This is a genomic window from Pseudorhodoferax aquiterrae, assembly GCF_014652235.1.
Lineage (GTDB): Bacteria > Pseudomonadota > Gammaproteobacteria > Burkholderiales > Burkholderiaceae_C > Pseudorhodoferax > Pseudorhodoferax aquiterrae.
Genome location: NZ_BMYK01000017.1, coordinates 69,502 through 92,453, shown reverse-complemented (window position 1 = coordinate 92,453; position 22,952 = coordinate 69,502). Strand labels below are relative to the sequence as shown.

19 protein-coding genes are annotated in these 22,952 nt (G+C 71.6%); 16 read left to right on the top strand and 3 right to left on the bottom strand.

The genetic code is table 11. From position 1 onward, the window contains the following. Positions 1–273 precede the first annotated feature (273 nt). The 5 genes from IE209_RS22275 (at position 274) to rrtA (ending at position 6,925) form a co-directional block, all read left to right on the top strand. Positions 274–2,436 (top strand): M14 family zinc carboxypeptidase, encoded by a 2,163-nt coding sequence (locus IE209_RS22275; RefSeq protein WP_189689103.1) that lies wholly within the window; start codon positions 274–276, stop codon positions 2,434–2,436. Positions 2,437–2,504: 68 nt separating this feature from the next. Then, a complete protein-coding gene (locus tag IE209_RS22270; RefSeq protein ID WP_189689102.1) occupies positions 2,505–4,307 on the top strand; it encodes a hypothetical protein in 1,803 nt (600 codons plus the stop codon). A 94-nt stretch (positions 4,308–4,401) separates the two neighbouring features. Further along, positions 4,402–5,295, top strand: a complete 894-nt coding sequence (locus IE209_RS22265; RefSeq protein WP_189689101.1) for a transporter substrate-binding domain-containing protein — start codon at positions 4,402–4,404, stop codon at positions 5,293–5,295. 67 nt (positions 5,296–5,362) lie between these two features. Next, positions 5,363–6,268, top strand: a complete 906-nt coding sequence (locus IE209_RS22260) for a transporter substrate-binding domain-containing protein (protein WP_189689100.1) — start codon at positions 5,363–5,365, stop codon at positions 6,266–6,268. Between the two features lie 21 nt (positions 6,269–6,289). Continuing rightward, complete coding sequence (gene rrtA / locus IE209_RS22255; RefSeq protein ID WP_189689099.1) at positions 6,290–6,925, top strand: rhombosortase; 636 nt, start codon at positions 6,290–6,292, stop codon at positions 6,923–6,925. On the opposite strand, the gene IE209_RS22250 is transcribed toward rrtA, so the two are convergent. After that, on the bottom strand, positions 6,891–8,264 hold the full coding sequence (locus tag IE209_RS22250) for a sigma-54-dependent transcriptional regulator (RefSeq protein ID WP_189689098.1): 1,374 nt from the start codon (positions 8,262–8,264) through the stop codon (positions 6,891–6,893). The genes rrtA and IE209_RS22250 overlap by 35 nt on opposite strands. Positions 8,265–8,274: 10 nt before the next feature. After that, positions 8,275–10,176: a sensor histidine kinase gene (locus IE209_RS22245; RefSeq protein ID WP_189689097.1), complete on the bottom strand. Its 1,902-nt coding sequence runs from the start codon at positions 10,174–10,176 to the stop codon at positions 8,275–8,277. A gap of 280 nt (positions 10,177–10,456) precedes the next feature. Here IE209_RS22245 and IE209_RS22240 point away from each other — a divergent pair, with 280 nt between their 5' ends. Further along, a complete protein-coding gene (locus tag IE209_RS22240) occupies positions 10,457–12,463 on the top strand; it encodes a peptidase U32 family protein (RefSeq protein ID WP_189689096.1) in 2,007 nt (668 codons plus the stop codon). Between the two features lie 6 nt (positions 12,464–12,469). Here IE209_RS22240 and IE209_RS22235 read toward each other — a convergent pair whose 3' ends face one another. Then, positions 12,470–13,645: an MFS transporter gene (locus IE209_RS22235; RefSeq protein WP_189689095.1), complete on the bottom strand. Its 1,176-nt coding sequence runs from the start codon at positions 13,643–13,645 to the stop codon at positions 12,470–12,472. Between the two features lie 142 nt (positions 13,646–13,787). On the opposite strand from IE209_RS22235, the gene IE209_RS22230 reads away from it, so the two are divergent. From IE209_RS22230 to IE209_RS22185, 10 genes are all read left to right on the top strand, one after another. Next, complete coding sequence (locus tag IE209_RS22230) at positions 13,788–14,582, top strand: AraC family transcriptional regulator (protein WP_189689094.1); 795 nt, start codon at positions 13,788–13,790, stop codon at positions 14,580–14,582. A gap of 119 nt (positions 14,583–14,701) precedes the next feature. Then, complete coding sequence (locus IE209_RS22225) at positions 14,702–15,835, top strand: branched-chain amino acid ABC transporter substrate-binding protein (RefSeq protein WP_189689093.1); 1,134 nt, start codon at positions 14,702–14,704, stop codon at positions 15,833–15,835. Between the two features lie 187 nt (positions 15,836–16,022). Next, on the top strand, positions 16,023–16,958 hold the full coding sequence (locus IE209_RS22220; RefSeq protein ID WP_189689092.1) for a 4-hydroxyproline epimerase: 936 nt from the start codon (positions 16,023–16,025) through the stop codon (positions 16,956–16,958). Positions 16,959–16,965: 7 nt separating this feature from the next. Continuing rightward, positions 16,966–18,069 (top strand): NAD(P)/FAD-dependent oxidoreductase, encoded by a 1,104-nt coding sequence (locus IE209_RS22215; RefSeq protein WP_189689091.1) that lies wholly within the window; start codon positions 16,966–16,968, stop codon positions 18,067–18,069. Then, positions 18,066–18,317 carry a (2Fe-2S)-binding protein gene (locus IE209_RS22210; RefSeq protein ID WP_189689090.1) on the top strand — a complete coding sequence of 84 codons (252 nt, stop codon included), beginning with the start codon at positions 18,066–18,068 and terminating at the stop codon, positions 18,315–18,317. The genes IE209_RS22215 and IE209_RS22210 overlap by 4 nt, the downstream gene beginning before the upstream one ends. Beyond that, on the top strand, positions 18,314–19,597 hold the full coding sequence (locus IE209_RS22205; protein ID WP_189689089.1) for an NAD(P)/FAD-dependent oxidoreductase: 1,284 nt from the start codon (positions 18,314–18,316) through the stop codon (positions 19,595–19,597). The genes IE209_RS22210 and IE209_RS22205 overlap by 4 nt, the downstream gene beginning before the upstream one ends. A gap of 80 nt (positions 19,598–19,677) precedes the next feature. Next, positions 19,678–20,247: an isochorismatase family protein gene (locus IE209_RS22200; RefSeq protein WP_189689088.1), complete on the top strand. Its 570-nt coding sequence runs from the start codon at positions 19,678–19,680 to the stop codon at positions 20,245–20,247. Further along, the gene (locus IE209_RS22195) at positions 20,241–20,855 is read left to right on the top strand and encodes a DJ-1/PfpI family protein (protein WP_189689087.1); all 615 of its coding nucleotides are present in this window, start codon (positions 20,241–20,243) and stop codon (positions 20,853–20,855) included. Before IE209_RS22200 ends, IE209_RS22195 begins: the two co-directional genes overlap by 7 nt. After that, on the top strand, positions 20,852–21,847 hold the full coding sequence (locus IE209_RS22190; RefSeq protein WP_229882997.1) for a GlxA family transcriptional regulator: 996 nt from the start codon (positions 20,852–20,854) through the stop codon (positions 21,845–21,847). The genes IE209_RS22195 and IE209_RS22190 overlap by 4 nt, the downstream gene beginning before the upstream one ends. Positions 21,848–21,944: 97 nt before the next feature. Then, positions 21,945–22,943, top strand: coding sequence for an alpha/beta hydrolase (locus IE209_RS22185; protein WP_189689086.1), 999 nt, complete (start codon positions 21,945–21,947; stop codon positions 22,941–22,943). Positions 22,944–22,952 lie beyond the last annotated feature (9 nt).

Genomic DNA, 22,952 nt, shown 5'->3' with positions numbered 1-22,952 from the left:
CCGGCCGAACGCGCCGTCGCCCCGCGTTCGGTTTCCCGAACACCGAACGCGGCATACCCCGCATCTGTCTCCTTGCAAAACAAGCACTTGCCGGCGTTCTTGCGCCGCGCAGGTGCTGGCACGTGAACTGCCTTGTGTTCCGTGTGCCCCTGGCCGCTGCCCTTCCAAGACGCAGCCGGGGTCGCCAAGAGCTCGAGGCCCGCACCGGCCTGCAGGCGCCGCAGCGCCTGCGGCGGGCGGTCCAAACGTCCACTGTTGAGGAGTTAGCGTTCGATGAAACGAATCCATCCGCCCCGCCTGACGCCGGTTGCAGCCATCGTGGCCTCCGTCGTCCTCGCCTGTGCCGCCGGGGTCATCCATGCCCATGGCGGTGACCCGGACCAGGTCTACGCGGTCAAGATCCCCTACGCCTCGCAGGACCAGCTGTCCCAGCTCACGGGCATGCTGGACCACCCCTACGTGGACCAGAAGACCCGCACCGTCCATGCCGAGGTCAGCGACGCGGAAATGCACGCGGTCGAGGCCCTGGGCATCGGCGTGCAGATCGACGTGGAGGAAACCCAGCGCATCAAGAGCTGGATCGATTCGCGCAGGCGCGACGAGGCGTCCGGCGCCATCAAGCGCTCCTCGCGCGACCAGCCTTCTTCGATCGCCGACGGCACCCACTCCTGCTACCGTACCGTCGAGCAGACCTACTCGACCTTCGACGAGCTCAAGACCAAGTACCCCGACCTTGTGCGGCTGGAGAACCTGGGGCCGGCCTGGATGAAGACGAAGATCAAGCCGGCACCCGATGTGGTCGGCGGCCAGTACGACAACTCCTGGTCCAGCTACGCCAGCCTGCTGGCCAAGTTCATTCCGGCCAGCCTGCTGCAGCGCTTCAACCTGTCGCTGTTCCCCGAGCAGCCGCACGACGTGCGCGCCATCGTGGTCGGCAACTTCAAGAAGCAGGAAGGCAAGGAGGTGCCGCGCATGGTCTGGACCGGCGGCATCCATGCGCGCGAGTACGCGCCGCAGGAAGTCGGCACCAAGTTCATCGAGTGGCTGCTGGACAACTACGGCAAGGACCCCAATGCCACGATGATGCTGGACAACAACCAGTACCACTTCATCATCCACAACCCCGACGGCCGCAAGCTGGCGGAGCAGGACATTGCCGCGCGCCAGCGCAAGAACACCAACTTCGAGACCGCGCTGTGCACCACGGGCACCACCGGCGCGCTGAACTCCGGCGTGGACCTGAACCGCAACTACCCGTTCGGCTGGGCCACCGGCGGCGCCGGCGGCTCGGACGGCAGTGTTTGTGGCCAGACCTACCGCGGCATCGGCCCGGCCTCCGAGCCCGAGACCCAGGCCGTGCTGGACTACGTGCGCGGCACCTGGAACCAGGCCCAGTGCCGCTGGGAAGGCGGCGCGCTGCCCGATGGTCGCCACAAGTGGGCCAAGGACCTGCAGGGCAACCCGATCGTCGGCACGCCAGGACCGTACTGCAACGAGGATAACCGTGACAACGGCGGTAAAGGCGAGCTCGACTGGCAGACCGGCGCGTCCGAGGACTATGCGGGCGGCATGTTCATCGACCTGCACAGCAACGCGCGCGCCATCCTGTGGCCCTGGGGCGTGGAGCGCACCGAGAACGGCTTCAACACCCACACGCCCAACAACAAGGGCATGGCCGTCATCGCCCAGCGCCTGGCCTACCACAACAACTACTCCTCGCAGCAACTGCTCAGCTACAACACCGAAGGCACGACCAAGGACGCGTTCTACGGTTTTCTGGGCGCGCCCTCGTACACGGTGGAAATGGGCCGCTCTTTCTACGAGGACTGCGGCGTGTTCGACCGCGAGACCTATCCGGAGAACTTCAACGGCTTCCACTACATGAGCCGCGCGCTGCACCGCGTCTACAAGCTCCCGTTCGGCCCCGACACGGTCGACGTGAAGGTCGAGCAGACCGCCGCCGTGCCCGCCGGCACCAAGGTCAACGTCTCCGCGCTGGTGGACGACAACCGCTACCGCTACAGCAACGCCGGCCAGTCCAACATCCTGCCGCCGCCCTACCCGGTGGTCTACAACATCAAGTCGGCGACGGTCTACATCGACCGCATGCCCTGGGAGCCGGCCAAGCCCAACGACTCGTTCACGATGACGCTGGAGACCTCCGACCAGGCGCGCTCCGACTTTCCGGATGCCACCAAGCGCGCTGTCGGCCAGATCGACACCTCGACCTTGACACCGGGCCGCCACATGGTCTACGTGCAGGGCACCAACAGCGACGGCAAGCCCGGCGCCGTGTCGGCCGCGTTCCTGGACATCGCCGAAGCCAAGAGCAGCGGCGGCGGCGGTGCCGTTGGCGGACTGGCCGCCGCCCTGGCCGGCCTGGCTGCCGTGGCCCTGCAACGTCGCCGCAAGCAGGCCGCGTCCAGCAGCCTCTGAGCCCCGTCCATGCGCCGGTCCCGCGCCGCGGGCCCGGCAGACCACCAGAACGATTTCGAGGACACCACATGCATTCCCGCAACACCTGCGCGCTCTCGGCCCTGGCCCTGGCCGCGTCCACCTTCCTGGTCGCCTGCGGTGGCGGCGGCGGCGATGACGAGCCCGCCCCGACCGAACGCCAGGTCACCGGCACCGTGCTCGACCGCGCGCTCAACAACGCGACCGCCTGCCTGGACCTGAACGACAACCGCGCCTGCGACGCCGGCGAACCCTCGGCCATGACCAGCAACGGCAGCTTCACGATCAGCACCACGCAGGCCGCCGACGCCATCGTGCTGGTGCAGGCGACCACCAGCAGCACCACCTCCGAAGGCCCGGTCGTCGCGCCCTACGTGCTGACCGCACCGCTGGGCCGCCATGCCGTGATCTCGCCCTACACCACGCTGCTGCAGTCCGAGGTCGACTCCGGGCGCTCGGCCAACGTGGCGCAGGCCGAAGAGACGCTGCTGTCTTTCCTGGTCGGCACGGCCGGCCAGGTCGGCGGCATCCAGCTCTACGACAACTACCAGGCCGCCGCCGACACCACGCCCAGCGCCGCCCAGCAGAAGATGCTGGCGCTGGGCCAGCTGCTCACGCGTGGTTTCGCCGAGACCGCGGCCAGCGTGGGCGGCGGCAGCCGCGCCGCCTTCGAGGCCTACAGCGCCGTGGCGCCGGGCTCGCTGCAGCAGCTGCTCTACCAGATCCCCACCACGCTGACGCCCGAGCAGCGCGAAGCGCTGTTCCTGGCCACGCGCGACAGCATGGTGCCCAGCGCCGCCACGCTGGCGGGCGTGGCCAAGGCCAAGGCCGCCACGGCGGCCCAGCCCATCGAAGGCGCCTGGGTGCGCACCGACGGCACGACGCGCGAGGTCTTCCTGTTCGGCGGCGACGGCACGTTCGTGCACCAGGTCGTGGCCACGCCGGTGGGCGCCGACTACGCCTTCGACAACGGCCTGGGCTACCGCTACGGCCGCTACAGCCTGAGCGGCTCCACGCTGACGCTGGAACTGATCGAGGCAGCCAATGCGCGCGGCCCGGCCGCCGGCACCCACAGCGCCACGGTCTCCGGCAACGCCATGACGCTGGACGGCACCACGCTGACCCGCGTGGCCAGCGCCAGCAACCCGCTGGTCGGCGGCTGGGTGCGGCCCCAGGGCCTCGCCCGGCCCGAATACATGGTGATGTTCGACGACGGCAGCTACGCCCACAGCGGCTTCTACTACCAGAACGACCGCCAGACCGGCAGCGCCACGGCGCTGGAAACGGCCCGCAACGTGGGCGTGCAGATCGGCAGCTACGCCGTCAGTGCCGGCAATGCCGACGTGGTGGAGTTCGGCGCCACCACCATCGACTTCAACGGCAACCTGTCGGTCCCCAGCAACCCGGGCGTGGCCCACATCCAGTCCGACGGCAGCATCTCGCTGTCGGGCCTGCGCCTGGTCAAGCTGGGCAGCACGCTGGGCGCGCAGGCGGTCACGGGCTTCAGCGAGGCCACGCGCTCGCGCATCTGGTCGGGCCGCTACTTCAGCCTGACCCAGGGCACGGGCGCCGGCGCGACCGTCCAGTACCTGTACGTGAAGGGACCGGGCACGGTGGTCGCATTCGACCGCCCCGCAGCGGTTAGCGCCGCTGCGTGCGTCACCAAGGACGCTCCGTTCACCAACATCGACCCGTCCGACGGCATCTTGAAGCAGCTCGTGCTCGGAACCGGCACCACCGGCACAGCCTACGCGCAGCGGCGCATGGTCTACGGCACGCCGGCCAGCTTCGTGACGATGCTGCCCATCGCCCGTCCGACCGACGCGACCGCGCGCTGCGTGGTGCCTTTCTGAGCGCCTGAGGACGCACCGCTTGCGCGGTGCCTGGCCCGGCCGGTGCGCAGCCTGCGCGCCGGCCGGGTATTCCGATCCGCTTTCACGCCCTTCCATGCGACCCACCACCCTGATTGCGCTGTTGCTGGCCACGGCGGCGCCGCTGTGCGCCGCGCCCGCGCAGGCCAGCGAGACGCTGCGCAAGATCCAGCAGACCGGCACCATCACGCTGGGGCATCGGCAGTCGTCCGTGCCCTTCTCCTACTACGACGCGCGCAAGCAGGTGGTGGGCTATGCGCACGACCTCTCCACGCTGGTCTCGCAGGCGATCCGGCGCGAGCTGCAGCTGCCGGCGCTGACCACCAAGCTGGTGCCGGTGACGGCGCAGAACCGCATCCCCATGGTGGTCAGCGGCAATGTGGACCTGGAGTGCGGCTCCACCACGCACAATCTGGAACGGGCGCGCCAGGTGCTGTTCTCCACCTCGTTCTTCGTCATCAGCACGCGGCTCATGGTGCACCGCGATGCCGGCATCCAGGACTTCAAGGACCTTGGCGGCAAGCGCGTTGTGGTGACGGCCGGCACCACCTCCGAGCGGCTGATCCGCACCTTCGCCGAATCCTCCGGGCTGAAGTTCCAGATCCTCACCGCGCGCGAGCACGAGGAATCCTTCGGCGCGCTGGAGCACGGCCAGGCCGACGCCTTCATGATGGACGACGCCCTGCTCTACGGCGAGCGCGCCAAGGCCCAGCAGCCGCTGGACTGGATCGTCGTCGGCCAGCCCATGACGCGCGAGGCCTACGGCTGCATGATGCGCAAGGACGATCTGCAGCTCAAGCGCATCGTCGATGGCGAGATCGCCCGGCTGATGCGCTCGGGCGAGCTGCTGGCGCTCTACCGCAAGTGGTTCGAGCGGCCCATCACCGCCAAGGGCCTGAACCTGAACTGGCCGCCGTCGCAAGACGTGCTGGAGCTGTTCGGCAACCCCAACGACAGGCCGCTGCAATGAGCCGTGGCCCCGTGTCCCCCGTTCTTTCCATCGGCGCGCCCGTGCGCCACCAACCCCAGAGGAAACCATGAAGCTCTCCACCCTCACCCTGGCCTGCGCCCTGCTGGCCGACGTGGCCGGCGCCCAGGCGCAGACCACCGACACGCTGGCCAAGATCAAGAGCTCCGGCACCATCGTGCAGGGCGTGCGCGAGTCCTCGGGCGCGCTGGCCTACACGCTGGGCACCGGCGTCTACACCGGCTTTCACTACGACGTGTGCAGCAACATCATCAGCGACGTGCGGCGCCAGCTCGGGCTGACCGAGCTCAGCATCCAGTACCAGCCGGTGACCTCGGCCAACCGCATCCCGCTGCTCAAGAACGGCACCATCGACATCGAGTGCGGCTCCACCACCAACGATGCCAACCGCGCCAAGGAAGTCGCCTTCGCCAACACGCTGTACGTGGAGGAAGTGCGCATCGCCGTGCGCGCCGACTCGCCGATCAAGTCCATCGCCGACCTCAACGACAAGACCGTGGTCACCACCACCGGGACCACCTCGGTGCAGCTGCTGCGCCAGAACAAGCGCGCCCAGGGCATGAACTTCCGCGAGATCGCGGGCAAGGACCATTCGGACAGCTTCCTGCTGCTGGAGTCCGGCCGCGCCGACGCCTTCGTGATGGACGGGCAGATCCTGGCCGGCAACATCGCGCGTTCCAAGAACCCCAAGGGCTACAAGCTGGTCGGCGAGCCGCTGTCGGTCGAGCCCATCGCCATCATGCTGCGCAAGGACGACCCGGCCTTCAAGAAGGCGGTGGACGCCAGCATCGCGCGCCAGGTGGCGGACGGCACCGTGGCCAAGCTCTACGACAAGTGGTTCGTGCAGCCGATCCCGCCGACCAACACCGCGCTGAACATGCCGGCCTCGGCCGCCACGCGCGCCGCCTGGGCCAATCTGAACGACAAGCCCAAGGAAGCCTACACCGTCGACTGACCCCGACACCGGAGCCCGCCCATGTCCACCGACCTTGCACGCGCCCGGCGGCGCACCCTCCTCACCGTGGCAGCGGCCGCCGTGCTGCTGGGCGCGTTGCAGGCGCTGCCCGAGGCCTGGCTGCAGGCGCTGCGCTACGAGCGCGGCGCCGTGCTGCAGGGCGAGCTCTGGCGTCTGTGGACCGGCCACTTGGTGCACCTGGGCTGGGCCCATTGGGCCCTCAATGCGCTGGGCCTGCTGGTCTATGCGCTGCTAGCGGATGCGCCACCGGCACCGCGCGCGCTGCTGCGCCAGGCGGCCGCGCTGGCGCTGGGCATCTCGCTGCTGTTCGTGCTGCTGCTGCCGCAGCTCGCCCACTACGTCGGGCTGTCCGGCGTGCTGTACGGCCTGTTCCTGCTGGGGCTGTGGCCGGGCGTGCGCCGGCTCGATCCGGTGGCCATCGCGGCGCTGTGCACCATCGCGGCCTGGCTCGGCGCGCAGCTGGTCCGCGGGCCGGACCGGCACGAGGTGGCGCTGGTGGGCGGCGACATCATCGTGCAGGCCCATGTGTTCGGCCTGGCCTGCGCCGCGCTGATGCTGGCCGCGCCCCGGCGCCTGCGCAGCTGGCGCCACGACAAGCGCGTCAGCCCTCGCGCGGCTCCGCCGGCGCCACGCTGATGCCGTAGCGCCGGATCTTGTCGTTCAGCGTGGTCTTGGCCACGCGCAGCGCGCGCGCGCTGCGGGCCAGGCTGCCGTCGTTGCGCTGCAGTTCCTCCAGGATCAGCTTGCGCTCGTACTCCTCCACCGACTCGGCCAGCGAGCGCGGCGAGGCCAGTTCGGTCGAGGCGTACTGCAGCGTGGCGCCGAGCAGCGGTGTGGACACGCCCAGCGCGATGCAATCAGCCAGGTTGCGCAGCTCGCGCACGTTGCCGGGCCAGGCGTAGCCGGCCAGGCGCTCGAGCAGCTCGGCGCCGACCGGCGGCACCGGCCGGGCGAAGCGCTCGGCCGCCAGCACGAAGAAGTGCGCGAGCAGCTCGGCGATGTCCTCGGTGCGCTTGCGCAGCGGCGGCAGGTCCACGGTCACCACGTTGAGCCGGTAGTACAGGTCGAGCCGGAACTGACCGGCCTTGGCCTTCTCGACCAGGTTCTCCTTGGTCGCGGCGACCACGCGCACGTCCACCGGGATGGCCGTGTTGGAGCCCAGCCGTTCGAGCTTGCGCTCCTGCAGCACGCGCAGCAGCTTGACCTGCATGCCCATGGGCATGCTCTCCAGTTCGTCCAGGAACAGCGTGCCGCCGTTGGCGTGCTCGATCTTGCCGATGCGCCGCTTCTGTGCACCCGTGAAGGCGCCGGCCTCGTGGCCGAACAGCTCGCTGTCGAGCAGGTTGTCGGGCATGCCGCCACAGTTGAGCGCGACGAAGGGGCCCTTGCTGCGGCCCGACAGCTCGTGCAGCGACTGCGCCACGAGCTCCTTGCCGGTGCCGGTTTCGCCGTGCACGAGCACGTCCACGGGCGAGCCGGCGATCTCGGCGATCAGCCGCCGCACGGCCTGCATGCGGGCCGACGAGCCGACCAGCCGGTCCAGGCCCGCGCCGCCCTGGCCGGTCGGCGCCGCAGGCCGGGCCTGGCTGGCCTGCAGCGCGAGGCGGCGCTTGTCCAGCGCGCGCCGCACCGAATCGACCAGCTTCTCGGGCGAGAACGGCTTGGTGATGAAGTCGTAGGCGCCCTCGCGCATGGCGTCGACGGCCAGGTTGATGTCGCCATGGCCGGTGATCATGATGCAGGGCAGTTCCGGGTCGACGCTGCGCGCGTACTTGACCAGGCTGATGCCATCGCCCTGCGGCAGCCGCATGTCGGTGACGACCACGCCGCGGTAGCCCGGCGTGATGATGGGCAGCGCGGGCTCGGCCGCGTCGAGCGCGCGCGAGCGGATGCCCGCCAGGCTCAGCGCCTGGCGGCACGCCATCTGCATGTCCGGGTCGTCCTCGACCAGCAGCACGGTCATCTCGTCGTTCATGTTGTTCTCCTCAGGTGGGTGCGCAGGGCAGGTAGATGCTGAAGCAAGCGCCGGGCCCGTCGCGGTCCCAGGCCCGCAGCGCGCCGCCGAAGTCCTGCACGATGTCGCGCGAGATCGTCAGCCCCAGGCCCAGCCCCTTTTGCTTGGTGGTGTAGAAGGGTTCGAACAGGTGCGAGGTGAAGTCCGGCGGCAGGCCGCAGCCGGTGTCTTCCACGTCGATGCGCAGGCCGTAGGCGCGGCCGTCGGCAGCCAGCGCCTCCTCGGCCGCCGGCGCGCGCTCGGCCGACAGCAGGAGCCGCTTGCGCGGCGCCTCGGCCATGGCGTCGATGGCATTGCCGATCAGGTTCACGAGCACCTGCTCGAGCCGGGGCGCATCGCACCAGGCCGCCAACTGCTCGCCGGTGGTGCGGTTGTCCACCACCACGCCCAGATGGGCCAGCTGCGTCTGGTACAGGAACAGCGCGTTCTCGATGCACTGGCCCACGTCGACGAAGCTCAGCTCGGGATCGGTGCGCCGCGCGAAGCTGCGCAAGGGGTGGATGATGGTGCCCATGCGCTCGGTCAGCCGCGCGATGATCTCCAGGTTCTGCTGCACGCTTTCCAGATCCTGGCGCTTGGCGAACTCCATGGCATTGCCAGCGAAGGTGCGCACGCCGCCCAGCGGCTGCGTGAGCTCGTGCGTGATGCCGGCCGCCATGCGGCCCAGCACCGCCATCTTGCCGGCATGCACCAGTTCGCCCTGCGTGGCGCGCAGCGTGGCCTCGGTCTGCTTGCGTTCGGCGACCTCCTTGACGAGCTGCGCGTTGGCCAGCGTGAGCGCCGCCGTGCGTTCGCCCACCTTGTGCTCGAGCGAGAGGTTGGCCTGCTCGAGCAGCCGTTCGGACTCGCGCCGGTGCCGGTGGATGCGCCGGCGCTGGGCCACGAACAGCACCAGCAGGATCAGGAAGGCCGCGCCGGTGGCCGAGACGGCGCCGGCCAGCACCGCGTCGCGGCGCGCGCCGTCCACGTCGGTGAACAGCATCACGCGCCAGTCCATGCCGTTGATGCTGCGGCCCGAGACGATCTGCGCGACCTCCCGGAAGCCGAGGTAGCGGTTGCTGCGCTGCAGGCTGCCGTAGATCGACAGCGTCTCGGGGTTGACCTGGAGCTGCACCTGCAGCGGAAAGCGCGGGAGCGGCATGCGGTTGTACATGCGGCTGAGCTGCAGGTCCACGCGGCGCTCGATCGGCAGCTCCTGCAGCGTGGTGTAGGTCCAGGCGGGGTCGGACGACAGGATCACGACGCCGTTGGTGTCGGCCAGCAGCGCGGGCGCGCCCAGCATGTCCCAGATCTGGTTGATCGGGTCCAGGTTGATCATGATCACCGCCACGCCCACCACCTTGGCGCCGTCGCGGATCGGGTGCGACACGAAGTAGGCCGGCCGGTTGGCGACCAGGCTGATCGCGAAGTGCCGGCCGACCCGGCCCGACAGTGCCTCCTGGAAGTAGGGGCGGAACGAGAAGTCGTTCTCGGGCAGCGCCTGCAGCTGGGTGCGGCCGCTGGAGGCCACGATCACGCCGCGCTCGTCCAGCACGTAGATGGCGATGCCGCCCATGAAGGCGTTGAGCCGCTGCAGGTAGCGGTCGGCCCGCTCGCGGGCCGCGGCCGCGCGCGGCGCATGGAACAGGCGCTGGATTTCCTCGCTGAGCTGCACCGTGGCGGGCACGTCCTCCAGCCGCTGGATCATGCCCTCCACGGCGGAGGAGAACAGCTCCAGCCGGTGGCGCACGTCGGTCTGCAGCTTGTCCAGCCCGCGGCGCTCGAAGCTCTGGTAGCCGAGCGCGCCGCTCAGCGCCACGAAGGCCAGCGCCAGCAGCCAGGCCGCGCTCTTCCAGGCGGCACGGCGGATCGAGGATTGCAGCGGGGAGGTCACGGTCCCTGCACCGCGGAGGCTTCAGCCCAGGGGCTTGTCATGTTCACTGTCGCGTGGTGCCGTGTGTGGTTCGCCCGCATGGAGTTCGCACAGCAGCAGCAAATCGTGTGCCCGGTTGGCACGCAAAGGAGGCAACTGGACCACAGCCCGGGCGCGCACGCTATTGGTGCACATACCGATATACCGCCAGCGCCCAGCCGGCTGCGCGGGCGCGGCACCGATAAAATCCGCGCCTTCCAACCTTCAGACCGCCGCCACCGCCGGTGTGCGCTGCTTCGCCATGTCCCTGCTCGCCCACCAGCTCGAACTGCTTGCGCCTGCGCGCGACGCCGACATCGGCATCGCCGCCGTCGACCACGGTGCCGATGCCGTCTACATCGGCGGCCCCGGCTTCGGCGCGCGCGCCTCGGCCGGCAATTCCATCGCCGACATCGAACGGCTGGCGCGCCATGCGCACCGCTTCCACAGCAAGGTGTTCATCACGCTGAATACCATCCTGCGCGACGACGAACTGGAAGGCGCGCGCAAGATGGCCTGGGACGTCTACCACGCCGGTGCCGACGTGCTGATCGTGCAGGACATGGGCCTGCTGCAACTCGAGGGCATGCCGCCGATCCAGCTGCACGCGAGCACGCAAACCGACATCCGCACACCCGAGAAGGCCCGCTTCATGCAGGACGCCGGCTTCTCGCAGATCGTGCTCGCGCGCGAACTCACGCTGCAGCAGATCCGCGCCATCCACGCCGTGCTGGATCCGGCGCGCAGCCAGCTGGAGTTCTTCGTGCACGGCGCACTGTGCGTGGCCTACAGCGGCCAGTGCTACATCAGCCATGCGCACACGGGCCGCAGCGCCAACCGTGGCGACTGCTCGCAGGCCTGCCGCCTGCCCTACCAGGTGGTGGACAGCAAGGGCCGCTTCGTCGCGCACGACAAGCATGTGCTGTCGATGAAGGACAACAACCAGTCCGCCAACATCGCCGCGCTCGTCGATGCGGGCATCCGCAGCTTCAAGATCGAGGGCCGCTACAAGGACATGGCCTACGTCAAGAACATCACGGCGCACTACCGCAGGCTGATCGACGAACTGATCGAGGCGCGCGAGAACGATCCGCTGCAGGCGCCGCTGGCGCGCGCCTCGAGCGGCCGCACCACCTTCAGCTTCACGCCCGACCCGGACCAGAATTTCAACCGCGAGTTCACCGACTACTTCGTCAATGGCCGCCAGGACGACATCGGCGCCTTCGACACGCCCAAGAACCCGGGCCGCACGATCGGCTGGGTCACCCAGGTGGGCCCGAACTGGGTGGAGCTGGAAACGGCGGACGCGGCCACCATCCTGCACAACGGCGACGGCCTGTGCTACTACGACCTGCACAAGGAACTGGTGGGCATGCCGATCAACCGCGCCGAGCCGGCCAGCCCGACCAGGCTGAACCGCTGGCGCGTGTTCCCCAAGGACGATGTGGCCGGCCTGCGTGACCTGCGCAAGGGCACGGAGCTGAACCGTAACCGCGACATGGACTGGGTGCGCATGCTGGAGAAGAAGTCCAGCGAGCGCCGCATCGGTGTCTGGGTGCGCTTCGGCGAAACGGCCCAGGGCTTCACGCTCCAGCTGACCGACGAGGACGGCCACCAGGGCGTCGCCACGGCGCGCCATGCGCACGAGCCCGCGCGCGATGCCGAACGCGGCCTCGCCAGCCTGCGCGAGCACCTGGGCCGTTTCGGCGCCACCGACTTCGCGGCCATCGACATCGCGATCGACCTGGCCCAGCCCTGGTTCGTGCCGGCCTCGCTCGTGAACCAGCTGCGCCGCGAGGCCTGCGAGCGGCTGGTTGGCGCGCGCCTGGCGGCCTACCAGCGCCCGCAGCGCGCCGTCCCGGTGGAGCCGCCCACGCCCTACCCCGAGGACACGCTGACCTACCTGGCCAACGTGTTCAACGACCAGGCCCGCCAGTTCTATGCGCGCCATGGCGTGAAGGTGATCGCCGCGGCCTACGAGGCGCACGAGGAGGAAGGCGAGGTCTCGCTCATGATCACCAAGCACTGCGTGCGCTTCTCGCTCTCGCTGTGCCCCAAGCAGGCCAAGGGTGTGACGGGCGTGCAGGGCCAGGTCAGGGCCGAGCCGCTGGCGCTCATCAACGGCAAGGAGAAGCTGACCTTGCGCTTCGACTGCAAGCCCTGCGAGATGCACGTGGTGGGCAAGATCAAGCGCGCCGTGCTCAACGAGGCCCAGGCCCAGCCCATGACCTTCTACAGGACGCGGCCCGACGCGCAGGCCGCGCACTGACGCGGTTCAAGCCCGTGCGACGCTGCCGGCCGCGCCCGGCATCGCGCTGCGCCGGTCGCGCAGCCGCAGCGCCAGCGCCGTGCCCCCGCACAGCACGCACAGGGCCGCCACCAGGCTGGCGCGCAGGCCCTGCGCGTCCGACAAGAGGCCCAGCAGCGGCGCCACCATGCCGCCCACCGAGAGCGCCAGGCCCAGCGTGATGCCGCTCGCCGTGGCCGGGTTGCGCGGCAGGTAGTCCTGCGCCAGCGTTACCTGCGGCGCGAACGGCAGGAACATGGCCACGCCCAGCACGAGCGCGCAAGGCCAGGCCCAGGCCGCGGACGGTGCGAGCACGAGCCCGGCCAGGGCCGGCACGGCGAGCAGGTAGCCGATGCGGATCGGCCGCATGCGGCCCAGGCGGTCGCCGAGCCAGCCGCCCAGCAGCGTGCCGGCCGCACCGGCCGCCGTGAAGGCCGTCAGCAGGCCGGCGCCGACCACGGGTGCGGCACCCAGTTCGCGCGTGGCCAGCAGCGAGAGCATGGACAGCACGGTCACGTAGGGGATGGACCAGCCCACCACCACCGTCGTCAGCAACGCGAACGCGCGCCAGTCGTTGGCCGCGCCATGCTGCACGGCCGCGCGGCGCGCGGCGGCGGCCGGCGCTGCATCGCGGCGCGTCGCGAAGAACCACAGCGCCAGCATGGCCAGCGCCGGCAGCGCGAGCAGCCAGCTGCGGTGCAGCGCGCCACCACCGACCACGCCGGCCGCCAGCAGCGGCGCGCAGGCCGAACCGCAGGCGCCGCCGACCGAGAACACGCTCATGGCCTTCTGCGAACCGCCGCCGGCCTGGCGTGCCGCCACCGTGGCGGGCGGGTGGTAGGCCGCGATGCCCAGCCCGCACAGCGCGGCAGCGCACCAGGTGGCGGCATAGCTGCCGGCCAGGCCCGCCAGTACCAGGCCCAGCGCTGCGATGGCGAAGCCCAGCGGCACCAGCCAGGGGCGCGGCGCGCGGTCGGCGTACAGACCGAACAGTGGCTGCACCACGCTGGACAGCCCCGTGGCCGCCAGCACGAGGCCGCTGGCTGCCGTGTAGCTGTAGCCGCGCTCGGCCACCATGAAGGGCAGCAGCGCGGGCACCAGGCCCTGGTAGAGGTCGTTGACGGCATGCGTGCCGGTCAGGAGGCCGAGCCGGGCGCGGTTCACGGGGCGGCTCCGGCGCCGCAGGGGCGAAGCTTGGAATGCATGATGTCCTTGGAATGGTTGCGGAGAAGGCATGCTAGGAAGCCCCGTGGTGCGCTTCCCGCGATGAACTGGCATGTATCGTCGCGAAATGGACAATCCGCGCATGGCCCGCCAGCTTTCCGACCCGCACACCGACCTGCGCCCCATCCACGGCGAACAGACCGCGCGCCCTGTCGTCGTGCATGCGCAGGACATGGCCATGGACGCCGAGATCGCGGCCCACAGCCACCGGCGCGGCCAGCTGCTGCATGCCACCGAGGGGGTGATGCTGGTGCGCGCGGCCGCGGGCAGCTGGGTCGTGCCACCGGGCTGCGCGGTCTGGGTGCCGCCGCGTGTGGTGCACCAGATCCGCATGGGGCCCAGCGCCGTAGCCATGCGCACGGTGTTCGTCGAGCCTGGCACACGTGGCGGCCTGTGGCCGCATTGCCAGGTGATCGCGGTCGTGCCGCTGCTGCGTGAGCTCATCGTGCGCGCCGCGGCGCTGCCGCTGGACTACCCGACCGGCGGGCGCGAGGAACGGCTCATGCAGCTCATCCTCGACGAGATCGAGGCCGCGCCGCCGCTCGCGCTGCACGTGCCCATGCCACGCCACGCCCGGCTCGCGCGGCTGTGCCGCAAATTGGTCAGCGATCCGTCGCTCGCGGCCACGCTGGTCGATTGGGCCGCGCAGCTGCACATGCACCCGCGCACGCTGGCGCGGCTGTTCCTGGCCGAGACCGGCATGAACTTCGGCGCCTGGTGTCGCCACACAAGGCTGTTGCTGAGCCTGCCGCGGCTGGCGGCCGGCGAGTCGGTGCTCGCGGTCGCGCTGGCCCACGGATACGACAGCCCCAGCGCCTTCAGCGCCACCTTCCGCCGCGCCTTCGGCGCGCCGCCCAGCGCCTACCTGCGGCGCTGAACCCGGCGCTGCATACCCCTCCTGGCAAACCCGGAGCTGCGTACACCGCAGTACGATGGCGCCCGCGCCGGGGCGGCATGCCCGGGCGCCGCTCACAGCACACCGAAGGAGACCAACGCATGCCGTTCGCATTCCACCCCACCACCCTCCTCACGCTGGCCGGCCTGGCCCTGGCCGGCAACGCCCTGGCCCAGGAACAGGTCGTCAGGATCGGCCACAGCGGCCCGCTGTCCGGCCCCAACGCCTATGCGGGCAAGGACAACGAGAACGGCGTGCGACTGGCCATCGAGGACCTCAACGCGAAGAAGCTCACGGCCGGCGGCAAGACGCTCAAGTTCGAACTCGTCTCCGAGGACGACCAGTGCGACCCCAAGCAGGGCGTGAGCGTGGCGCAGAAGTTCGTCGACAGCAAGGTGCAGTTCGTGCTCGGGCCCTACTGCTCGGGCGTGGCGATCCCGGCCTCGCGCGTCTACGACAGCGGTGATGTGGTGGTCTCCACCGTGGGCACCAACCCCAAGGTCACGCAGGGCGGCTACAAGAACCTGTTCCGCATCATCGCCAGCGACAACCAGATCGGCTCGTCCATGGCCGTCTACGCGGCCCAGGTGCTCAAGGTCAAGAAGGTCGGCGTGATCGACGACCGCACGGCCTTCGGCCAGGGCCTGGCCGACGAGTTCGTCAAGGAGGCCGAGAAGCAGGGCCTGACGGTGGTCGGCAAGGAGTTCACGACTGACAAGGCGACCGATTTCTCCGCCATCTTGACCAACCTCAAGGGCAAGCAGCCCGACGTGATCTTCTACGGTGGCTACGCGCCGCAGGCCGCACCCATGGTGCAGCAGATGAAGCGGCTGGCGATCCCGGCCAAGCTGTTGGGCGGGGACACGCTGTGCAGCCCCGAGATGGGCAAGCTCGGCGGCGATGCCGTCAACGACACCGTCTACTGCGCGCAGGCCGGCGCCATGGTCAAGGACGGCAGCCCGGCCGCGGCCTTCCGCACGAAGTTCAAGGCCCGCTTCAACGCCGACGCCGACGCCTACTCCGCCTCCTACTACGACCAGACCATGTTCCTGGGCGAGGCCATGGCCAAGGCCGGCAGCACCGACCCGCTCAAGGTCTCGGACTACCTGCACAAGAACAGCCACCAGGGCGTGGCGGCCAGCTATGCCTACGACGCCCAGGGCAACCTGCAGAAGGCCCCGGTCACCGTCTCGACCTTCAAGGGCGGCAAGATGGCGCCGCTCGCCAGTTATTGACCCACCCCCAGGCGGCGGGCTGCGCGCGCCGCTCCCCCTCGAGGGGGCACATCCTGCGGTCTGGCAAGCCAGTCCCGCGGATGTTGCTGGCATGGCCTGCTCCGCGGCCTTCGGCGCCGCGGCATGCAAGGAAGCGCTGTGACAGTGGAAACGGCGTGCCGGACTAGGGCAGCATGGAAGGATCGACATGAAGCGCATCGACGTCATCGACTCCCACACCGGCGGCGAGCCCACGCGCGTGGTGCTGGCCGGCTTTCCGGACCTGGGCCGCGGCAGCATGGCCGAGCGGCGCGCGCTGCTGGCGGCCGAGCACGACCGCTGGCGCGCCGCCACGGTGCTGGAGCCGCGCGGCAGCGACGTGGTCGTGGGCGCGCTGCTGTGCGAGCCGCAGGACCCCACGGCCGCCGCCGGCGTAGTGTTCTTCAACAACACGGGCTATCTGGGCATGTGCGGCCACGGCACCATCGGGCTGGTGGCCACGCTCGCGCACCTGGGCCGCATCCGGCCTGGCGCGCACCGCATCGAGACGCCCGTGGGCACGGTCACGGCCACGCTGCACGACGACGGCAGCGTCAGCGTGCGCAACGTGCCGGCCTACCGGCTGCACAAGCAGGTGGCCGTGGACCTGCCGGGTCACGGCACCGTGCGGGGCGACGTGGCCTGGGGCGGCAACTGGTTCTTCCTCGTGGCCGAGCATGGCCAGCCGGTGGACGGCGGCCACCTCGCCGCGCTCACGGCCTACTCGGCCGCGCTGCGCCAGGCGCTCGCGGCCCAGGGCATCACGGGTGCCGACGGTGCCGAGATCGACCACATCGAGCTGTTCGCCGACGATGCCGAGGCCGACAGCCGCAACTTCGTGCTGTGCCCCGGCAACGCCTACGACCGCTCGCCCTGCGGTACCGGCACCAGCGCCAAGCTGGCCTGCCTGGCGGCCGACGGCCTGCTCGCGCCCGGCCAGATCTGGCGCCAGGCCAGCGTGATCGGCAGCCAGTTCGAAGCCAGCTACGAGCCCGGCGCGGCCGGCCAGATCATCCCCACCATCCGCGGCCGCGCCCACCTGAGCGCCGAGGCCGTGCTGCTCATCGAAGACGACGACCCCTTCGGCTGGGGTATCCGCCTCTGAACACCCCGTGGACGCCGACTGCATCGTGATCGGCGCCGGCATCGTCGGCGCCGCCTGCGCCCGGGCGCTGGCCGCCGCGGGCCTGGACGTGCTGGTGCTCGACGAGGGCCGACCCGGCGCCACGGCGGCCGGCATGGGCCACCTGGTCGCCATGGACGACAACCCGGCCGAACTCGCGCTGAGCAGCGCTTCGCTCGCGCAGTGGCGCGACTGGGCGCCGCGGCTGCCCGCAGCCTGCGAGGCGCGCGCCTGCGGCACGCTGTGGATCGCCGCCGATGCCGAGGAAGCGGCCGAGGCCGAACGCAAGCAGGCCCGTCTGGCCGTCGCGGGCGTGGCGAGCCGCTGGCTCGACGCCCCGGCCCTGCGCGCGGCCGAGCCCGCGCTGCGACCCGGCCTGCTCGGCGCCCTGCAGGTGCCCGGCGACGGCCTGGTCTACGCACCCGCCGCGGCCGCCTGGCTGCTGCGCGAAGCCGGCCCGCGCCTGCGCCGCGAACGCGCGCGTGCCGTGGCGCTGGCGGGCGACGCCGTGCAGCTGGCCGATGGCAGCCGGCGCCGCGCACCGCACCGCTTGCTGGCCTGCGGCCTGCACGCGGCCGCGCTGTGCCCGGACATCGCGCTGCGGCCCAAGAAGGGCCATCTGCTGATCACCGACCGCTACCCCGGCACGGTGCAGCACCAGCTCGTGGAGCTCGGCTACGTCCAGAGCGCCCACCATGCCGAGGGCGAGTCGGTGGCCTTCAACGTGCAGGCCCGGCCCACGGGCCAGCTGCTGGTCGGTTCCTCGCGCCAGTTCGACACCGTCGACCCTGCGGTGGAGCCGTCCATGCTCGCGCGCATGCTGCGCCGGACCATCGCCTACCTGCCGGGCCTGGCGGACCTCAATGCCATCCGCAGCTGGACCGGCCTGCGCGCCGCCACCGCCGACGGCCTGCCCCTGCTGGGCGCCCACCCGCGCCACCCGGGCCTGTGGCTGGCCCTGGGCCACGAGGGCCTGGGCGTGACCACGGCACCGGCCAGCGCGGCGCTGCTGGCCGCGCTCGTCACCGGCGCAGCCCCGCCGCTCGACCCGCTGCCCTACGCGCCCGCGCGCCTGCTCGGAGGCTGCGCATGACGGCCCGCGTCGCGCTCTGGGTCGATGGCCAGCCGTTCGAGGTGCCGGCCGGCATCTCCGTCGCCGCGGCACTGCGCCATGCCGGCGGCGGCGCCACGCGGCGCAGCGTCGCCGGCACGCTGCGCGCACCGCTCTGCGGCATGGGCGTGTGCCAGGAATGCCGCGTCGCCATCGACGGCCGGCGCCGGCTGGCCTGCCAGACCCCGGTGGCCGCCGGCATGCGGATCGCCACGGGCACGGCGCCATGAGGCTGGAGCACTGCGACGTGGCCATCGTCGGCGCCGGCCCGGCCGGCCTCGCCGCGGCCGATGTGGCGGCCGCCAGCGGCGCCCGCACCGTGCTGCTGGACGACAACCCCGCGCCGGGCGGCCAGATCTGGCGCGACGGCCCCGGCGTGCGCCTGCCGGCCGTAGCGCGCCGGTTGCGCGCACGCGTGCAGGCCCACGCGCAGTTGCAGATGTACTGCGGCGTGCGCGTGGTGGCCGCGCCGGCCGACGACGAACTGCTGCTCGAAGACGCCGAGCAGGCCTGGCGGCTGCGCTGGGGGCGCCTGGTGCTGGCCACGGGCGCGCGCGAGTTGCTGCTGCCCTTCCCGGGCTGGACCTTGCCCGGCGTGACCGGCGCGGGCGGCCTGCAGGCGCTGGTCAAGGCCGGCATGCCCGTGGCCGGCGAGCGCATCGTCGTCGCCGGCAGCGGGCCGCTGCTGCTGGCCGCGGCGACCACGGCGCGCCAGGCCGGCGCCCAGGTGCTGCGCGTGGCCGAGCAGGCCGCGTGGCCGGCGCTGGCCCGCTTCGCGCTGGGCCTGCCGCGCTGGCCCGGCAAGGCCTGGCAGGCGTTGGGGCTGCGCAGTGCGGGCTACCGCGCAGGCTGGCATGCCGTGGCCGCGCTGGGCGAAGGCCAGCTGCGCGCCGTGCGCCTGCAAGGTCCCGGCGGCCAGAGCGAGGAGATCGCCTGCGACCGCCTGGCCTGCGGCTTCGGCCTGGTGCCCAACACCGAGCTCGGCCGCCTGCTCGGCTGCGCCACGGTGGAGCGCCACGGCCTGCCCGCGCTGTCCGTGGACGACTGGCAGGCCACGAGCCGGCCGCGCATCCACGCGGCCGGCGAGTGCACGGGCGTGGGCGGCAGCGAACGCGCGCATGTGCAGGGCGCCATTGCCGGCCATGCCGCGGTCGGCCAGAACCGGCAGGCGCAGACACTGCGCCACGTGCTCGCGCACTGGGACCGCTTCGCCGAGCGGCTGCACCAGGCCTTTGCGCTCGGCGCGCCGCTGCGCCAGCTGGCCACACCCGAGACGCTGCTGTGCCGCTGCGAGGACGTCCCGCTGGCCGCGCTGGCCGGCTGCACGGACTGGACCGAGGCCAAGCTGCAGACGCGCTGCGGCATGGGCGCCTGCCAGGGCCGCGTCTGCGGCGCCGCCGCGCAGCTGCTGTTCGGCTGGGCGCCGCCGCAGCCGCGCGCACCGCTCGTGCCGGTCCGCGTGGGCACGCTGGCCGATCTCGGCGACCGCGGTGACGATGTCCTGATCTGATCGAAACTGGTCCGCAGCGACATGGCGCAACCCCTTCGTACAGGGAAGAATTGCGCCATTCCATTGCCACAGAGCACGCCATGAAGACCTGTCTGATTCTGATCGACGCCCAGGAGTCGTTCCGCCACCGCCCGTTCTACGACCCGGCCACGCTGGCGGCCTGGCTCGCCGCGCAGAACGCACTGATCGCGGCCTGCCAGCAGCGCGGCGTGCCCATCGTGCGCGTGCTGCACGTGGCTAGCCCGCAGACGGCCGACAACCCGTTCGCGCTGGCTTCGGGCCATGTGCGTCCCATCGCGGGCCTGGCCGAGTTCACGCCGGCCGCCAGCTTCCACAAGAGCCGCCACAGCGCGCTGGTCAGCACGGGCCTGGAGGTCTGGCTCACGCAGCAGGGCATCGGCCGGCTGCTGATCAGCGGCATCCGCACCGAACAGTGCTGCGAGACCACGGCCCGCCATGCGTCCGACCTGGGCTGGGCCGTCGACTTCTGCGCCGAGGCCACGCTGACCTGGGACATGCGCAACGCCGACGGCTCGGTGCTGTCCGCGGCCGACATCCGAACGCGCACCGCCACGGTGTTGCAGGACCGCTTCGCCCAGGTCGTCGGCGTCGACCAGGCCATTGCCCGGCTGGAGGGCGCCGCATGCTGAACGTCGGCATCCTGGTCTTCGACGAGGTCGAGGCGCTGGACTTCGCCGGCCCCTACGAGGTGTTCACCACGGCCGCGCGCATGCACGCGCGGCTGCATCCGGGCCAGCCGGACGCGTTCGCGGTGCGCTGCATCGCGCGCGACCTGGCCCCCGTGCGCGCCCGCGCCGGCCTGCGCGTGCTGCCCGACGCCGACTTCGCCAGCGCTCCGGCCAGCAACCTGTTGGTCGTGCCCGGCGGCGTGGTCGACGGCGCGCTGGCCTGCCCCGCCACCGTGGCCTGGATCGCGCAGGCCGCCGCCCGGGCCGGCACCGTGGCCTCGGTCTGCACGGGCGCCTTCCTGCTCGCCCGGGCCGGCCTGCTGCAGGGCGACGGCCCGGTCACCACGCACTGGGAAGACCTGGACGACCTGCGCCGCGCCTTCCCGGCCCTGCAGGTGCAGGGCGGCCCGCGCTGGGTCGCGCACGACAGGGCCGGCCGGCTCTGGACCAGCGCCGGCATCAGCGCCGGCCTGGATCTGAGCCTGCACCTGGTCGCGCGCCTGGCCGGCCCCGCCCTGGCCGAGCGCACGGCACGGCAGCTGGACTACGCCTGGCAGCAGACGCCGTGACCGAGGCACCCGTCCACGTGGTGTTCGCGCTGCTGCCCGGCAGCCTGATCCTGGACTGGGCCGGCCCGGCCGAGGCGCTGCGCATCGCCAACCAGTGCCTGCGTGCACAAGGCCGGGCCGAGCGCTTCCAGCTGCGCTTTGCCGGCCCGCAGGCCGAGACCGCCTCCTCGGTCGGTGCGCAGATCGCCGGCCTGCTGCCGCTGGCACAGGCACTCCCGGACGACCCGGCGGCGTGCACCTGGCTGGTGCTGGTCGGCCTGCCCGGGCAACGCATCGCCGTCGACGCCGCGCCCGCCCGCGCGCTGCTGCACTGGCTGCGCGGCCTGCGCCTGGCCAGCGGCCGGCTCGAGCTGCTGACGGTCTGCGCCGGCACGCTGCTGGCCGCGCACGCCGGCCTGCTGCCGGGGCGCCGCGTGACGACGCACCACCACCACCTGGACGAGTTGCGCACCGTGGAGCCGGCCTGCGAGGTGGTGGACAACCGCGTCTTCGTCGAGGACGCGCCGGTCTGGAGCAGTGCCGGCGTGACCACCGGCATCGACCTCGTGCTGCACCGCATCGCCGAGGCTTGCGGCGAGGCCATCGCCGCCCAGGTGGCCCAGGCCATGGTGGTGGCGCTGCGGCGCGGCCCGCACGACCCCGAGCTCTCGCCGCTGCTGGCGCACCGCAGCCACCTGCACCCGGCGCTGCACCGCGTGCAGGACGCCGTGAGCGGCGAACCGCAGGCCGCCTGGAGCGTGCCGCGCATGGCCGCCGTGGCCCATGTCTCGCCGCGCCACCTGACGCGGCTGTTCATGCAGCACGCCCAGGTGGCGCCGCTGGACTACCTGCGCCGCATCCGGCTGGCCGTGGCGCAGCGTGCGCTGCAGAACGGCCAGGACGTGCAGCGCGCGGCCGAGCTGGCCGGCTTCGCCTCGGACACCCAGCTGCGCCGGGCCTGGCACCGTTTCGAGGCGCCGGGCACGCCGTCGACGCTGCGCGCAACCCGCTGACACCGAAGTTTCAGGCAGTTTTCAGGCGCGTTTCAGGACTTCCGCGCGGGTTTTCCCGACAGTAGCGGCCTGCCCGTCTTCACCGGAGCACCGCGCCATGAACCTCTCCGATTTCGCCCCTCCGCTGGCCAGCCTCGCGTTGTTCGCCCTGCTGGCCCTGGCCTATGCACTGGCCTGCACCTGCATCGCCCACCGTTTCACGCGCGTGCGCCCGGACCGCCGCTCGCCGCAGCAGAGCCATCCGCAGCTGCGCGAGCATGCCGTGCAGTTCGCCGCGCGCGACGGCCGCGCCCGCATCGACGCCTGGTACCTGCCGGCCACGCCGCGCCAGGGCGCCGTGATCCTCGTGCATGGCAAGGACGCCTGCCGCGGCGAGCAGGGCAAGGCGCCCTCGCTGGCCCTGGCCGAGCGGTTGCGCGATGTCGGCATGTCGGTGCTGCTGATCGATCTGCGCGGCCATGGCGGCAGCAGCCCGGCGCGCCTGAGCTACGGCTGGCACGAACGCCACGACGTGCTGGGTGCGGTGGACTTCCTGCTGGCGCGCGGCTATGCGCCGGGCCGCATCGGCGTGCTGGGCGTCTCGCTGGGCGCCGGCACCGCGGCCCTGGCCGCCGTCGACGAACCGGCCATCGGCGCGCTAGTGCTGGACAGTGCCTTCGCCAGCTTCGAGCAGATGCTGGGCCGGCAGTTCTCGCGCCTGTCGCGGGCGCCGGGCTGGTTCCTGCCCGGCACGCTGGCGGCGGCCCGGCTGCTGCTGGGCGTGGACGTGCGCCGCGTGCAGCCGCTGTCGTGCATGCCGCGGCTGCGCGGCCGGCCCGTGCTCGTGATCCACAGCCAGGGCGACCGCTTCGTGCCCGCCACCGACGCCCACGCGCTGGCCACGGCCTGTGGCGGAGAATGCTGGCGCACCGACAGCGAGGGCCACAGCGGCTCCTACCGCGCACTGCCGCTGGCCTACGAGATCCGCGTGGCCAGCTTCTTCGCCCGCCACCTGGACGTGCTGCCGCCGCGCCACCACATCAGCGCCCACCTGCCTGCCGCCGACGCCGCACGCGCGCCGCGCCCGGCGCCGCGCTATGCCCCGCAGCCCGCCTAGAACGACAGC